Annotated in this window: 16 protein-coding genes and 2 pseudogenes; 10 read left to right on the top strand and 8 right to left on the bottom strand. The window is 73.1% G+C overall.

What is annotated here, in order from left to right; genetic code table 11:
- Window positions 1-74: 74 nt before the first annotated feature.
- On the bottom strand, window positions 75-278 hold the full coding sequence (locus AB6N24_RS05035; protein ID WP_412868330.1) for a hypothetical protein: 204 nt from the start codon (window positions 276-278) through the stop codon (window positions 75-77).
- A 118-nt stretch (window positions 279-396) separates the two neighbouring features.
- Here AB6N24_RS05035 and AB6N24_RS05030 point away from each other — a divergent pair.
- From AB6N24_RS05030 to AB6N24_RS05020, 3 genes and pseudogenes are all read left to right on the top strand, one after another.
- Window positions 397-483, top strand: a pseudogene (locus tag AB6N24_RS05030) (CdiA C-terminal domain-containing protein); the annotation flags it as partial.
- Between the two features lie 14 nt (window positions 484-497).
- Entirely contained in the window at window positions 498-647 is a 150-nt protein-coding gene (locus AB6N24_RS05025; RefSeq protein WP_412868329.1) for a hypothetical protein, read from the top strand.
- A 12-nt stretch (window positions 648-659) separates the two neighbouring features.
- Window positions 660-1112 carry a SitI3 family protein gene (locus AB6N24_RS05020; RefSeq protein ID WP_412868328.1) on the top strand — a complete coding sequence of 151 codons (453 nt, stop codon included), beginning with the start codon at window positions 660-662 and terminating at the stop codon, window positions 1110-1112.
- Between the two features lie 620 nt (window positions 1113-1732).
- Here AB6N24_RS05020 and AB6N24_RS05015 read toward each other — a convergent pair.
- Together AB6N24_RS05015 and AB6N24_RS05010 are read right to left on the bottom strand one after the other, a co-directional pair.
- The gene (locus AB6N24_RS05015) at window positions 1733-2407 is read right to left on the bottom strand and encodes a flavodoxin (protein ID WP_412868327.1); all 675 of its coding nucleotides are present in this window, start codon (window positions 2405-2407) and stop codon (window positions 1733-1735) included.
- Window positions 2404-3288 (bottom strand): helix-turn-helix transcriptional regulator, encoded by an 885-nt coding sequence (locus AB6N24_RS05010; protein ID WP_412868326.1) that lies wholly within the window; start codon window positions 3286-3288, stop codon window positions 2404-2406. Before AB6N24_RS05010 ends, AB6N24_RS05015 begins: the two co-directional genes overlap by 4 nt.
- 179 nt (window positions 3289-3467) lie before the next feature.
- Between AB6N24_RS05010 and AB6N24_RS05005 the strand changes: the two genes are divergently transcribed.
- Together AB6N24_RS05005 and AB6N24_RS05000 are read left to right on the top strand one after the other, a co-directional pair.
- On the top strand, window positions 3468-4325 hold the full coding sequence (locus AB6N24_RS05005; protein WP_412868325.1) for an aldo/keto reductase: 858 nt from the start codon (window positions 3468-3470) through the stop codon (window positions 4323-4325).
- A gap of 101 nt (window positions 4326-4426) precedes the next feature.
- Window positions 4427-5411 (top strand): annotated as a pseudogene (locus tag AB6N24_RS05000) (aldo/keto reductase).
- A 173-nt stretch (window positions 5412-5584) separates the two neighbouring features.
- On the opposite strand, the gene AB6N24_RS04995 reads toward AB6N24_RS05000, so the two are convergent.
- Window positions 5585-6037, bottom strand: a complete 453-nt coding sequence (locus AB6N24_RS04995; protein ID WP_412868324.1) for an Lrp/AsnC family transcriptional regulator — start codon at window positions 6035-6037, stop codon at window positions 5585-5587.
- A gap of 122 nt (window positions 6038-6159) precedes the next feature.
- Between AB6N24_RS04995 and AB6N24_RS04990 the strand changes: the two genes are divergently transcribed.
- The 4 genes from AB6N24_RS04990 to AB6N24_RS04975 all read left to right on the top strand — a co-directional run bounded on the left by AB6N24_RS04990 (window position 6160) and on the right by AB6N24_RS04975 (window position 8759).
- Window positions 6160-6780 carry a LysE family translocator gene (locus AB6N24_RS04990; RefSeq protein WP_412868323.1) on the top strand — a complete coding sequence of 207 codons (621 nt, stop codon included), beginning with the start codon at window positions 6160-6162 and terminating at the stop codon, window positions 6778-6780.
- A 47-nt stretch (window positions 6781-6827) separates the two neighbouring features.
- On the top strand, window positions 6828-7532 hold the full coding sequence (locus tag AB6N24_RS04985) for an RraA family protein (protein WP_412868322.1): 705 nt from the start codon (window positions 6828-6830) through the stop codon (window positions 7530-7532).
- 4 nt (window positions 7533-7536) lie between these two features.
- Entirely contained in the window at window positions 7537-8352 is an 816-nt protein-coding gene (locus AB6N24_RS04980) for a thioesterase family protein (protein ID WP_412868321.1), read from the top strand.
- A gap of 182 nt (window positions 8353-8534) precedes the next feature.
- Window positions 8535-8759 (top strand): hypothetical protein, encoded by a 225-nt coding sequence (locus tag AB6N24_RS04975; protein WP_412868320.1) that lies wholly within the window; start codon window positions 8535-8537, stop codon window positions 8757-8759.
- An 88-nt stretch (window positions 8760-8847) separates the two neighbouring features.
- On the opposite strand, the gene AB6N24_RS04970 is transcribed toward AB6N24_RS04975, so the two are convergent.
- Complete coding sequence (locus tag AB6N24_RS04970) at window positions 8848-9642, bottom strand: SDR family NAD(P)-dependent oxidoreductase (protein ID WP_412868319.1); 795 nt, start codon at window positions 9640-9642, stop codon at window positions 8848-8850.
- Between the two features lie 101 nt (window positions 9643-9743).
- On the opposite strand from AB6N24_RS04970, the gene AB6N24_RS04965 reads away from it, so the two are divergent.
- A complete protein-coding gene (locus AB6N24_RS04965) occupies window positions 9744-10664 on the top strand; it encodes a helix-turn-helix transcriptional regulator (RefSeq protein WP_412868318.1) in 921 nt (306 codons plus the stop codon).
- A 43-nt stretch (window positions 10665-10707) separates the two neighbouring features.
- Here the strand turns inward: AB6N24_RS04965 and AB6N24_RS04960 are convergent, their stop codons facing one another.
- The 3 genes from AB6N24_RS04960 to AB6N24_RS04950 form a co-directional block, all read right to left on the bottom strand.
- Window positions 10708-11187, bottom strand: a complete 480-nt coding sequence (locus AB6N24_RS04960) for an inositol monophosphatase family protein (RefSeq protein WP_412868317.1) — start codon at window positions 11185-11187, stop codon at window positions 10708-10710.
- 366 nt (window positions 11188-11553) lie between these two features.
- Window positions 11554-12297, bottom strand: coding sequence for a hypothetical protein (locus tag AB6N24_RS04955; RefSeq protein WP_412868316.1), 744 nt, complete (start codon window positions 12295-12297; stop codon window positions 11554-11556).
- Window positions 12298-12546: 249 nt separating this feature from the next.
- On the bottom strand, window positions 12547-13848 hold the full coding sequence (locus AB6N24_RS04950; RefSeq protein ID WP_412868315.1) for a family 16 glycosylhydrolase: 1302 nt from the start codon (window positions 13846-13848) through the stop codon (window positions 12547-12549).
- Between the last annotated feature and the right edge of the window lie 11 nt (window positions 13849-13859).

Genomic DNA, 13859 nt, shown 5'->3' with positions numbered 1-13859 from the left:
CCGCGAATACTGACGGTGACGAATACCGGACTCCGCCAGGAGTCCGGCCGGACCTCGACCCCGGCGAGGTCGAGCTACCCGTGCGGCTGACCTGAGCCGCCGTCGTGGTCGAGGAACGGAGAGGGCAGGGGACGGCCCTCTCGGGTGTCGCGCTCGCAGTCGAGGAAGTCCTCCCACGAGGCAGGGTCGTGGCTCGTGTGCGGGTGGGGCTCGGGCTGCATGGCGATCGCCATGAAGGTCAGCGAGTCCGACTGCAGCTCGCGGGCCCGGTACTGCATCAGGTGGTTATGACGGTCGTACTCGGCCCCGGTTGGACGGCCTTGCCTGGCCCCACGGGAGGTCAGCGTACGCGAGCTGTGACGGTCGTGTTTGGCCCCACCTGAGTGGTGCTGTGGGATGCACCCGGACTACCGGATCGAGGGCGAGATCTTCGACAGCGTCGCGCCCGCCACGTCCAACGTTCGCAACATCTGGGACCGGGCGCGGAGAAAATCGAGGTGGAGCAGGCGAACCGGGTCGTGTACAACCTCGATGACAACCCGGTCTCGATCGACGCGCTGCGCACGCAGTTCGCCAGCTGGGGGATCCCCGGTCTCCAGGAGGTCCTCGCCGTGCGCGGCGGTGAGGTCGTCCGGATCTTCCCCTAGGACGGAGTCCCGATGTTCAACTACCCGATGGCGCTGGCGACCGACGAACCCGTCGAGGTCGTCGCGGACGTCCTCGCCGACGTCCTGGGGGTGCCGCGCGGCGGCGTGCTCGTGGTGGGCGCGCTCGAGGCCCGGGTGCGCACGCTCGACCACCCGATCACCTTCGAGGTGTACAGCGAGATTCTCGGTCGACCGGCCGACATGTCGGTCGAGTTCTACGTCGAGAACAAGACGGGCGACGACGCGTGGCGCGAGGCCGAGCTCCGGCTCGCGACCGTCGCCGCCGAGCTGGCCGTCCGGCTCGACGCCGAGGCGTGCCTGACGTTCGAGAACGACCGCGTGGTCATGCGTCGGACCGGCGGCGGGCTGGTGCTGTTCTCGTGGTTCCCCCAGTGGTCCGAGCCCGCCGTGCGCGGGGCCCTGCGCGGGCCGGTCTCCGTCACGGACGAGGCCGGCAGGCCCTGAGCGCGGCGGGTGCCGACCCGCCGGAGCGCCGCGCCGACGTGCCGGGCGCACCGCTCCGGCGAGGCGCTCAGCCGCAGGCCCGCTTGACGCACCGCCTCGGCGGGGCGGTCCGCATCGCGGTCAGCCCCGACGGCAAGGACGCCTACATCGCCGGGAACTCCGAGAAACTCGCTCGCGGTCTTCTCCCGCACCCGCTGACACAGGCGGCGCCGACCGCCCGAGGCCGGTCGGCCGTTCGAGCACCGTCGCTTCGCAGCAGGTCCGCTAGCACCGCCTCGAGGGCGCCTTCAGACGCCCACGGTGGCCACCTATGGCCGTCACAGCCCCCTCGCGATAACCCACGGTGGCGCCACCTATGGCCGTCATCCTGGAGCCAGCTCACGCCGCCTCAACCAATCAGGTAGCGGTAGGCCGCCTCGTAGGCCTGCTCGACGCTCAGCACGCCTTCGTCGTCGCTCATGCGGAGACGTAGCCGCCCGTCCGATCCGCGAATACTGACGGTGACGAATACCGGACGCCGCCAGGTGTCCGACCCGACTTGGATCCGGCCAAAGTTGTCGTGCCTGACCGGCTCACGTGACCGCTCCGTGCCGTGAGCGGGCGGTGGAGAGCTGGGTACGTCAGCCTGTGAGGGCGACCTCCCGTAGCCACTGGTCGAGGTCGGGGCCGGCCTCGGCGACCTCTTCGCCGCGCACGGCGAGCCCGTCGCCGATCACGGCGTCGGGCGCGAGGTCGGTGTAGACCTCGACGGCGCGACCCAGGCCGCTCATGGCGTGGGTGGTGACGGGCAGCAGGCGCCGGGTGCCCAGGGGCGCGGACTCCACGAACGTGGACATGATCATCGGGGGGCGGACGTTCCAGATGGGGCTGGCCAGGATCACCGTGTCGTAGGCGGTGAGGTCGGGCAGCGGGCTGGCGATGGCGGGGCGGGCGTCCTGGTCCTGCTCGCGGACGTTGCGCGCCACGGTCTCCTCGTAGTCGTCGGGGTAGGGGTCGGCGGCCTCGATGCGGTAGGTGTCGCAGTCGATGCGGTCGGTGATCATCGTGGCCAGAACCTCGGTGTTGCCGATCTCGAGGTCGCGGCGGTCGCCGTACCAGTAGTTCTCCCCGGGGCGGGAGAAGTACACGAGCAGCATCGACGTCGTGACCGGCGGCGAGGTGGGCACAGTGGAGGACTCCTGGCGTGGGGTAGCGAGGGGGCCGGTGTCCTCGGTGGTGCAGCCGGCCAGCGCGAGCACACCCGCGCCGGCGGCGCTGCGCAGGAACGTCCGGCGGCTGATGGTCGGGCTGGTCATGTGCCAGGGTCGACCAGGGCCTGGCCGCGGGTGGCGGCCAGCGACGCGAGCAGGGAAAGGGCGTCGGCGGCGGGGGTGCCGGGGGCGGCGCTGTAGGCGATGAACACCAGGCCGGGGTCCTGGGTGAGTTCCATGACGTCGTAGTCCAGGGTGAGGATCCCGACGTCGGGGTGGCGCAGGCGCTTGACGCCGGTGCGGTGCAGGCGCACGTCGTGGGTGCCCCACAGGACGCGGAACGCCTCCGAGCGGGTGGAGAGCTCACCGATCAGCTCGACGAGGGGCTTGTCGTAGGGGTTGTGGCCGGCCGCGGCGTGCAGGGCCGCGACGCAGTCACGGGTGACCTGCTCCCAGTCGGGGTAGAAGGCCCGTCCGCCGGGGTCCAGGAACGCGAACCTCGCCGCGTTCGGTGCGGTGCCGGTGAGGCGGGCGAACTCGAAGACCGGGGCGTGCAGCTCCCGGGCGAGTGCGTTGGAGGCGACCATGTCCATGCGGGTGTCGCGCACGTACGCCGGGGTGGTGGCCATCCCGTCCAGGACCCGCTGCAGCGAGGGCCGCACCGTGGTGGCCTTGGCGGGGGAGCGGCGCCGGCGGGCGGGCTGGTTCGCGGCCTGGGCCAGGTTGCGCAGGTGCAGGTGCTCAGCCTCGTCCAGGCGCAGCGCGCCGGCCAGGGCGTCCAGGACCGAGTCCGAGACTCCGGCGAGGTTGCCGCGCTCAAGGCGGGCGTAGTACTCCGAGGACACCCCGGCCAGGACCGCGACCTCGTCGCGGCGCAGCCCGGCGACACGCCGGCGCCCGGAGCCGAGCGGCAGACCGACGTCCGCCGGGCTCAGCCGTGCACGCCGTGACGCGAGGAAGTCGCGTACCTCGTCTCGCTGGTCCATGCCCTCGACGGTAGGTCGGCTCCGGCCGGCTAGCCACGACCTGCCAGTACACCTCTCGTCAGTGCGTTCCTGCCGCGCGGTCCCGGTGGTGTGGTGGTCAGGTGAGAGTCCGTGCGGCACGCCGCGGCTCCCACACCCGCCCGCCACGGGCGAGCACCGACACGACGAAGGGCTTCACCATGTCCAGCCAGATCCCCACGGTCACCCTGAACAACGGCGTCCAGATGCCGATCCTCGGCTTCGGGGTCTTCCAGGTCCCCGCCGAGGAGACCGAGCGCGTCGTCACCGACGCCCTGGCCGCCGGGTACCGGCACATCGACACCGCCGCCGCCTACGGCAACGAGGAGGCGGTCGGCCGCGCGATCGCCGCCAGCGGCATCGCCCGGGACGAGCTGTTCGTGACCACGAAGCTGTGGATCCACGACGGCGGCGAGGACGGTACGAAGCGCGCCTTCGAGGCGTCCCTGACCAAGCTCGGCCTGGACCGGCTCGACCTGTACCTGATCCACCAGCCGCTCGGGGACTACTACTCCTCCTGGCGCGCCATGCAGGACCTCAACCGGCAGGGCGCGGTGCGCGCCATCGGCGTCTCCAACTTCCACCCCGACCGGTTGGTGGACCTCGTCGACCACAACGAGGTCGTCCCGGCGGTCAACCAGATCGAGACCCACCCGTTCCACCAGCGCGCCACCGACCAGCAGGTCATGGCCGAGCGCGGCGTGCAGATCGAGTCCTGGGGCCCGCTCGCCGAGGGCAAGAACGACATCCTCACCAACCCGGTGCTCACCGAGATCGGGCAGGCCCATGGCAAGTCCGTCGCCCAGGTGACCCTGCGCTGGCTCATCCAGCGCGGCGTCGTCGTGATCCCGAAGTCGTCGCGCCCGGAGCGGATGGCCGAGAACATCGACGTGTTCGACTTCGAGCTCACCGACGACCAGATGACCCGCATCGCCACCCTGGACACCGGCGTCAGCGTCGCCTTCGACCACCGCGACCCCGCGATGGTCAGCTGGCTCAACAGCCGCCGCGACCGCTGACCCCCTCCCGCAAACCGCGCCCGGGGCAGGTGCACGAGCACCGCGGTGCACCTGCCCTGGGCACGAGCTCTGACCCGCACCCCGGACGAAGGAGAACGACGATGATCACGCGCACCCTCGGCACCAGCGGCCTGGAGGTCTCCGCCCTCGGCCTCGGCTGCATGGGCCTGAGCCACGGCTACGGTCCCGCGGCCGACCACTCCGACGGCATCGCGCTCATCCGCACCGCCGTCGACGCCGGCGTCACGTTCTTCGACACCGCCCAGGTCTACGGCCCCTTCACCAACGAGGAGCTCGTCGGGCAGGCCCTGGCCCCGGTGCGCGACCAGGTCGTCATCGCCACCAAGTTCGGGTTCTCCTTCGACGGCACCACCAGCACCGGGCTCGACAGCCGCCCCGAGCACATCCGCGCCACCGTCGAGGACTCCCTGCGCCGCCTCGACGTGGAGTCGATCGACCTGCTCTACCAGCACCGCGTCGACCCGAACGTGCCCATCGAGGACGTCGCCGGGACCGTCAAGGAGCTCATCGACGCCGGGAAGGTCGCACTTCGGGCTGTCCGAGGCCGGCGCCGGGACCATCCGCCGGGCCCACGCCGTCCAGCCCGTGGCCGCGCTGCAGAGCGAGTACTCCCTGTTCTGGCGCGAGCCCGAGGCGCAGATCCTGCCCACCCTGATCGAGCTCGGCATCGGGTTCGTCCCGTTCAGCCCCCTCGGCAAGGGCTTCCTCACCGGCGCCATCACCACCACGACGAGGTTCGCCGACACCGACCTGCGCAGCAGCCCGCCCCGGTTCACCGAAGACGCCCGCGCCGCCAACCAGGCCCTCGTCGACCTCGTCACCGCGATCGCCCACCGCGCCGGCGCCACCCCCGCGCAGGTCGCCCTCGCCTGGCTGCTCGCCCAGCACCCCTCCATCGTGCCGATCCCCGGCACCACCAAGGCCCACCGCCTGCACGAGAACACCGCCGCCGTCGACGTCACCCTCACGGCCGAGGACCTCGCCGAGCTCACCACCGCCTCCGGCCAGATCGACGTCCAGGGCGACCGCTACCCCGAGCACATGCAGAAGTGGATCGACCGCTGACACGACTGTGCCGACGCGCGACCGGGGCCAGGAATACCGACGGTCAGCAATACCGGACACCGCCAGGTGTCCGACCGGACCTGGACCCCGGTGAGGTGCAGCTGCCCGAGCGGTTGACCTGACGGAGCGTCCTGGAGCAAGGGCCGGCTGCTGCTCGCGGATCTGGCGCGCGGCTAGAGCGGGAGTGCGCGGTCCTCGACGACGGAGCGCATGACAAGGGTGGAGTTAAGTCGTTGGACGCCGGGTAGGGCGGCGAGGTGGCCGTCGTAGAGGCGCTGGTAGTCGGCCAGGTCGCGGGCGACGACGCGCAGGAGGTAGTCGGGGTCGCCGAACAGGCGCTGGGCCTGCAGGACGTTGGGGAGATCGGCGACGGCGGTCTCGAAGGCGCCGATGCTGGTGACGGTCGCCTCCTGCATGGTGACGAAGACCAGGGCCTCGAAGGTGAGGCCGACAGCGCTGGGGTCGAGGCGGGCGTGGTAGCCGGTGATGACGCCGGCGCGTTCCAGCGTGCGCAGCCGGCGGTGGCACGGGGAGACGCTGAGCTGGACCCGCTCGGCGAGTTCCGTCAGCGTCTGGCGCCCGTCGCGCTGCAGCTCAGCAAGGATCGCGCGGTCGATCGCATCCATGCGCCATATCCTTCCACGACCGGTGGCGATGTGGGGAGATCTTGGGACCACCTTGCGTGCGTTCCTGCATAGCCTTCCCCTGCTATCCCCGGACAGGGGTGTGGAGCGGGGGTGGGGAGCGGATGGACGGCGCGGATGTGCTGGGGTTCTGGGCGATCTCGGTGCTGTTCGTGCTCACCCCGGGTGCGGACTGGGCCTACGCGATCAGTGCCGGCATCCGGGGCCGGGTCATCGTCCCCGCGGTGACCGGGATGCTCGCGGGGCACCTGATCGCGACGCTGCTGGTCGCCGCCGGCGTGGGCGCGCTGGTCGCCGGCGCGCCAGGGCTGCTCGGGGCGCTCACCATCGCGGGCGGCGTGTACCTGGTGTGGCTGGGGTTCATGACGTTCACCCGACCGGCCACACCGCACGAGAGCGCGGAGGCGGTCGCCGGGGTGTCGCGGGCGCGGTGGCTGTGGAAGGGGCTCGGGGTCAGCGGCCTGAACCCGAAGGTGTTCCTGCTGTTCCTCGCGCTGCTCCCGCAGTTCACGTCCCGCGCGGCGCCGTGGCCGGTGTGGGCGCAGATCGTGGCCCTCGGCTCGGTCCACGTCGCCACCTGCGCCGTGGTCTACCTCGCAGTGGCGGTGACCGCGCGGCGGGTGCTGTCCGCGCGCCCGTCGGCCGCGAAGATCGTCTCGCGGGTGTCCGCGGTCGTGATGGCCGCGCTCGGCACCTGGCTCGTCGTCGAGCAGCTCCTCCACTGACCGACCAGCACCCCGGCCACCCGACCCGAGATCTCGAGGAGACCGCGATGGACGCTCTGGCTCTGCAGGCCACGTTCTCGGACCTGACCACCCCGCACGTCGCGGACGCCTGCCTGCGGGTCGGGGTGCCGGTGCGGTGCGCTCCCGCGGCGGTCCGCCCGCTGTGGCCCGGCACCCACGTCGCCGGCCCCGCGTTGCCAGCCCGGCACGGCGGCAGCGTCGACGTGTTCCTCGAAGCCCTCGAGCACTCGGCGCCCGGCGACGTCCTGGTCGTGGACAACGGCGGACGCACCGACGAGGCGTGCGTGGGCGACCTGGTCGCCCTCGAGGTCGCACACGCCGGCCTGGCCGGGATCGTGATCTGGGGACTGCACCGCGACACCCCGCAGCTGCGCGCGATCAACGTCCCGGTCCTCAGCCTGGGCGCCTACCCCAACGGACCCGAACGCCTCGACCCCCAACCGGTCGACGCGCTCACCCGGGCCGCGTGCGGGACCCACACGGTCACCCGCGAGGACGTCGTGCTCGCCGACGACGACGGCGTGCTCTTCCTCCCGGCTGACCGTGCGAGCGAGGTCGCCGCGGTCGCGACCCGCATCCGCGACACGGAGCTCCGCCAGGCCGCCCGCATGCAGCTCGGCACGTCGCTGCGGGAGCAAACCCGCTTTGCCGACTACCTGGTCGCCCGGGATCGGGACGGGGTCACCTTCCGCCAGCACCTGCGCTCGCTCGACGCCGCGGTCGAGGAATGACCCGGTGGCGTACTTCGAGCGGCTCGACGCGGCCACGTTCCGCCCGACCGAGCACGTCAGCGGCGGGTGGAACCCGCGTGAGCAGCACATCGCCCCCGCGCTCGGGCTGCTCGCCCACGCCGTCGAGACCGACCACGCGACACGAACCCCGGACCCGCTGCAGCTCGCACGCGCGTCCTACGACATCCTCGGCACCCTGCCGCTGGAGCCCGTCCGCATCGACGTCGAGGTGCTCCGCCCCGGCCGCACCATCGAACTCGTCCACGCCACCCTGAGCCACGCCGGCCGACCCGCCGTCGTGCTGCGCGCCTGGCTGCTGCGCGGCTACGACACCGCCGCCCACGCCGGTGGAGCGCTCCCGACCATCCCCGACCCGAACGAGATCCCGGTCTGGGACCCCGCCGACATCTGGCCCGGCGGCTTCGTCCGCTCCGTCGAGGTGCGCCGCCACCAGCACGAGCCCGGCCGCGCTGTGTCCTGGGTCCGGCCCACCATGCCGCTCGTCCGGGACGAGTCCGTCAGCGCCACCGCCCGCATGCTCGGCGTCATCGACATCGCCAACGGACTGACACCCCGGACACCAACCGACCAGCTCGTGTTCCCGAACGTCGACCTGACCGCCCACCTCGTCGCGACGCCCCGCGGCGACTGGATCGGGCTCGACACCACGGTCACGTTCGGACCGACCGGGCTCGGCCTGACGCACACCACCGTGCACGACACCACCCTCGGGCCGGTCGCAGTCGCCACCCAGGCCCTGACGGTCCGACGTCGAGCGGAGACTCCCGCCGTCCGCGCGGGCGGGTCGTTGCTCCCGTAGCTGCTCTGCGAATAGTGACGGTGACGAATACCGGACACCGCCAGGTGTCCGACCCGGGTCGAGCTGCAGCAGGCCCGGCTGAGAGCGATCCGTCGTTGTCCTGAAGGGACAGGGTCGGTCGCGACACAAGCGGGTAGAGACCCCGCGACGCGAGGCGCAGAGCCAGTCGGAGGGAGCCAGCCGTGAGAGACAAGGACGCGCACGGATCACGGGCCTCCGCCCGGGCCTTCGGTGGCGGGTCAGCCGAGGACGGCACGGTCGTGGCCGGCAGGGACGACCGCACGCTCACGCGCTCCGACCTCGCAGCCGGCGACCTGGTCGAGGTGTGGATCGGAGACGGATGCGGCGAGTCCTCGCCCGTGACGTGCGAGGTCGTCGCGATCCGGGTCGCGGCACACGCGGGGTGAAGGGGAACGGCCCCGCTCCCCTCGAGCGCCGGCCGCTGTCGCGTCGTCCCCCCCGCACGACACGCAGCACTGAGCCCGCGCAGCAGACCTACGAGGGGCGGGTGGCGGTGATGCCGCCGTCGACCGCGAGCTCGGCGCCGTGGACGTAGCGGGCCGCGTCCGAGAGCAGCCACGCCACGGCCTCGGCGATCTCGGCGGGAGCGCCGGGGCGTCCGGCGGGGATCCCGGACGTCATGCGCGCGATGACGTCGCCGTCGGACGCGTTGATGGGGGTCCGGGTGGCGCCGGGGGAGACGGTGTTGACCCGGACACCGCGGGGACCGAACTCCGCAGCCCAGCTACGGGCGAGCTGGATCTCCGCGGCCTTGGTCGCGGAGTAGAGACCGACGAAGGGGTGCCCCACGTGGGCCATCCAGGAACCGATGACCACGATCGCGCCGTGGCCGCGCTCGGTCATGGCAGGGGCCAGCGCCGCGGTCAGGACGTGCGGCGCGCGGACGTTCACCGCCAACGTCGCCTCGAGGTCGACGTCGGTGAGTGCGAGGGTGTCCACGGCCGGGCACAGCGCGGCGTTGTGGACCACCGCGTCCAGGCGTCCGCCCGCAGCCCGGGTCGCGGCACGAGCGAAGTCGCGCAGCTCCTCCGGCGGGCCGGCGAGGTCGGAGGTGACGAACACGGCTCGCCCACCGACGCCCTCGATGTCGGCCACGACCGCGGCACCGCGGTCGACGTCGCGGCCGGTGACGACGACGCGCCAGCCGTGCCCGGCCAGGGTGCGCGCGGTCGCCGCGCCGATGCCGCTGGTGGAGCCGGTGACGAGGACGGTGCGGGGCTGCTGGTCGGGAACCGGGGTGGGTGCGGAGGAGGTCGGTGAGGTGGTCATGAGGACCACCTCACCGGTCGTCGCGGCGGGGGACCAGGGCGCGTGCTGCCGGGGCACGGCACGCCCAGGTCCGCGCCGTCGTCCACTCGTACGCTGGACGGGTGCCCACCGACCGTGCTGCCCTCGGGGCGTTACTCCGGTCGCGACGCGACCGGCTCACCCCGGCCCAGGCCGGCGTCGCGGCGTTCCCCGGTCCGCGGCGGGTGCCCGGGCTGCGCAAGGAGGAGCTCGCCGTGCTCGCCGGTCTGAGTCCGGACCACTACAGCCGGCTGGAGCAGGGCCGCCAGCAGACCGTGACCGACGAGGTGGTGCGGGCCCTGTCCCGGGCGCTGCAGCTGGACGACGTCGAGCAGGCTCACCTGCGTGACCTGGCCGCGCCGACCTCACGCACGAGGTGGGAGGTGGCCGCGATCGCCCAGCGCCCCGACCCCGGGATGCTGCGGCTTATGGACGTGCTGGACCCCGTGCCGGTGCTCCTGCTGGGGCGGCGGTCGGTGGTCCTGGCCCGCAACAGGCTGCTGGCCGCCGTGCTGGGCGCGCCCATGGAGCCGGGGACCTCGTTCGCGCGGTGGCTGTTCCTGGACCCGGCGGCGCGGGCACGCCTCAGCAACTGGGCGGACTTCGCGGGCCCCGCCGTCGGGGCGCTGCGCTACGAGATGGGGCGGCACCCCCACGACCGCCTCCTCGTCGAGCTGGTCGACGAGCTCCGCCACGGCGACCCGGACGTCGCCGGGTGGTGGGACGACCAGCGGGTCACGTTCCGCACCTCGGTGACCAAGCACGTCGACCACCCCTCGGCCGGGCCTCTGACGTTCGGCATCGAGTCCGTCGTCGGACCGCACGACCCCGAGCAACGACTCGTCGTCTACACCGTCGCCCCGGGTTCACCCACCGCGCAGACGCTCCCGCTCCTGGGCAGCTGGACGGCCGAGCCCGGGACCGGGTCGTCCGGTCCGTCGTCAGCCGGTGCGCCCGTCCCGAGCCCCGGCGCATCGGTGAGACCGGTCAGCAACGCGATCTAGTGCCCGAACGATCGTCCCGGGACATGCGCGGACGGGTGTGGCCTCACGGGAGGAGGGTCAGCGTCTCTCGGAGCAGGCGGTCGCCGGACGCGAAGGCGACGGTGCCGCTCATGGGGTGGCCGGGTGTGCTCGAGCCCGCCACCTGCCCGCCTGCCTCGTGGACGATGAGCGCCAGGGCGGCGTAGTCCCAGGGTCGGCCCCCGATCTGGACGGCGAGGTCGAGCTCCCCGGCGGCGACGAGCAGGGCGCCGTGGCAGTGCCACGGGCTGTCCTGCACCAGGATCCACCGCCGGTGCCCTGTCCCCGAGCTCCCTGTCTCCTCGCCGAGGAAGGCGTCATCGGGCCGCGCTCGTGCCAGGGCCTGCTTGATCGTCGACTCGACGGTCAGGTCGGCCTCGGTCACCAACGAGCCGTCCGCCTTGCTCGCGACCGGGAGCGCGCGCACCCGGCCGAAGTACTCCAACGCGACCGCTGCACCCTCACGGGCGGCGGCCAGCGCGATCTCCGGATCGGTCCACTGCACGGGCACAGCATGCCGTGTGCGGTACCCGGCCTTGGTCGCACCCCCGCGTGTCCCGTGTTCCTGCCCGAGCCCTGGTTCTGCGGCTACGCGGTCCCGCGCACGACCGACCCGCGCATCGAGGCCCGAGTGCATGCCGCGCTCGGCACGAGCCGGACCGTCCTCGACGTCGGCGCGGGTGCCGGGTCGTACGAGCCGGCCGGAGGTCCTCGTCGAGGCGCTGCGGCTGGTGGACCTCGAGCGGGCGTGGGTGCGGACCCACCCGAGTCCGAGCAACGACGACAGCTACCGGGCGTGGCTCGAGGAGGGTCCGATGGGCGACGCCGCCGATGTGCCGCCTGCTGCGTCTCGCGCGCAGCTCTGGCCGGCTCAGCAGCCCGCGACCTCGTACCCGCACAGCAGCTCCCACGCCTGCTGCGTCTGTGCGACCGTCTCGGTGCGGGCGGTCCCGACGGTGCGCTCGCCGCCCTCGCCCGAGACGAGCGTCACGACACTGCCGCGGCGCGTCACGGCGAGGTAGGTCCCGAGCCCGCTGTCGTCGCCCGGCTGGTAGTACCAGGTCGCCAGCCCGTGACCCTGCGCCCCGACGGCCACGGGCTCGACCGCGTACCCGCCGCCCGAGCCGCTCGTGTCGACGCACGCGCCGAGCGCCTCGACGAGCGCGGTGGCTGCCGCGACCGCGTCGTCCGCCGTCGCGAACGCCGCGACCTGCTGGACCCCGACCACGGTCTCCTCCATCCCGTCGCCGTGCGCGTGCGTGCGCATGGCGGTCGCCCCTGCGGGCGCCCCGACGTCGCCGCACGAGTCCGGGATGCGCCACGGCTCGACGGCCGTCGTCTCCGCGAGCACCTCGCTCGACGCCTCGAAGACCTCGGCGGGGAGCAGGACGTCGGCGGGGACGTCCGTGGGCGTCGCCGGGGGTGCGGTGGTGGTCTCCGGCGTGGGCGACGCGACGGGCTCCGCGGAGCGGCTCGGGCTGTCCGCAGGTGCGGCGCCGCCGGTCGGGTCCCCGGGCGCGCACGCCGCCACGGTGGTGGCGAGGGTCAGCGCCAGCAGGACGCTCCGCACGCGGGACGGGGTGGTCGGGGACGTCGTGCGTGCCGCCTGGGTCATGCGGGTCCTCTCGTCGCGCCCCGACCGGGCGCCGCCGCCGGGGCGGGCGTCGCGCAGCCGCTGTCGGCGGCCATCCTGCCAGCGCCGACGTGCCTCGGCGGCCGCCCGGTCCACCGCTGTGGCCGCACGCAGGAGGCCCCGCACGACAGCCCTGACCGGACGGCCCCCACGGGGGGGAGGAGGGCCGTCCGGTCAGGAGTCGTCCCGGGCGTCAGGTGCGCGACGCGCCGGTGGGTGCGGTGGGGTCGGTCAGAACGTCCACTGCTGGTTCGCCGCGCCGTGGCAGTCCCAGATGTTGACCTTCTGGCCCTCGAACACCGGGTTGCCGCCCTTGGCGTCGAGGCACCGGCCCGACTGCGGGTTGCGCAGCGTGCGCGCCGCCGAGTCGTACGTCCACTTCTGCGCGTTCGTGTTGTTGCAGTCCCAGAGCTGGACTGCCGTGCCGTTGGCGGTGTCGCCGCCCGACACGTCGAGGCACTTGCCGAGGGCGCGGATCGTGCCGTCGGTGCCGCGCGTCCACTGCTGCGCGGCGTTGCCGTTGCAGTTCACGACCTGCGCCGGGTTGCCGTTGTGGGTCTGGGCCCACGGCACGTCGAGGCACAGCGAGCTGGCGACGCGGATCGTGCCGGTCCCGGTCGGCAGCGCGCCGCCGCCGCCGCCCCCGCCGCCGCCGTTCGCCCCGTTGTCGTAGACGCGGACGTAGTCGACCTTCATCTGCTGCGGGAACTGCGTCGTCGCGTCGGGGTAGCCGGGCCACTGGCCGCCGACCGCGAGGTTGAGGATGAGGAAGTACGCCTTGTCGAACACCCACTGGTTGGCGCCGACGCTCGCGCGCGTGACCTGGTGGTAGCGCTGGCCGTCGACGTACCAGGTGATGGTGCCGGGGGCCCAGTCGACCGCGAAGGTGTGGAAGTCGTCGGCGAACGCCCAGCCCTGCGGGTGCTGGTACGTGCCGGTGATCCCGGCGCCGCCCGAGTAGCCGGGGCCGTGCACCGTGCCGTGCGCCCGGTGCGGCTCCTTGCCGACGATCTCCATGATGTCGATCTCGCCGGAGCTGGGCCACGACGTCGCGGGGAAGTCCGCGCCGAGCATCCAGAACGCCGGCCAGATGCCCTGGCCGCGCGCGACCTGGATGCGCGCCTCGACCCGGCCGTACCTGACCTCGAACTTGTCGTTGCTCTGCAGGCGGGCCGACGTGTAGGAGCCGTCGCCCTCGCGCCGCGCGGTGATGACCAGGTTGCCCGCGCCGTCGAGCGCCGAGTTGGCGCGCGACGTCGTGTAGTTCTGCAGCTCGGCGTTGCCCCAGCCGCCCGCGCCGGTGTCGTAGCTCCAGACCGACCCGTCGGGCGCCGAGCCGGCCGCGCCGTTGAACTCCTGCGACCAGACGACGTCGCCGACGGCCGCGGGGGCGGGGCCGAGGGCCGGGGCGGGACTGGCGGCGGCTGCGGGCAGCGTGCCGGTGAGGGTCGCGGCGCCGGCGGCGACGGTCGCGATCGCGGCGGTGAGCCAGCGGCGTCTGGTGGTGCGGGGTGCGGGGGGCGCGAGCTGCATCGTGCGTCTCC

The organism is Cellulomonas jepli (genome assembly GCF_047229345.1).
Taxonomy (GTDB): Bacteria; Actinomycetota; Actinomycetes; order Actinomycetales; family Cellulomonadaceae; genus Cellulomonas_A.
This window is presented reverse-complemented; position numbering and strand designations above follow the sequence as displayed.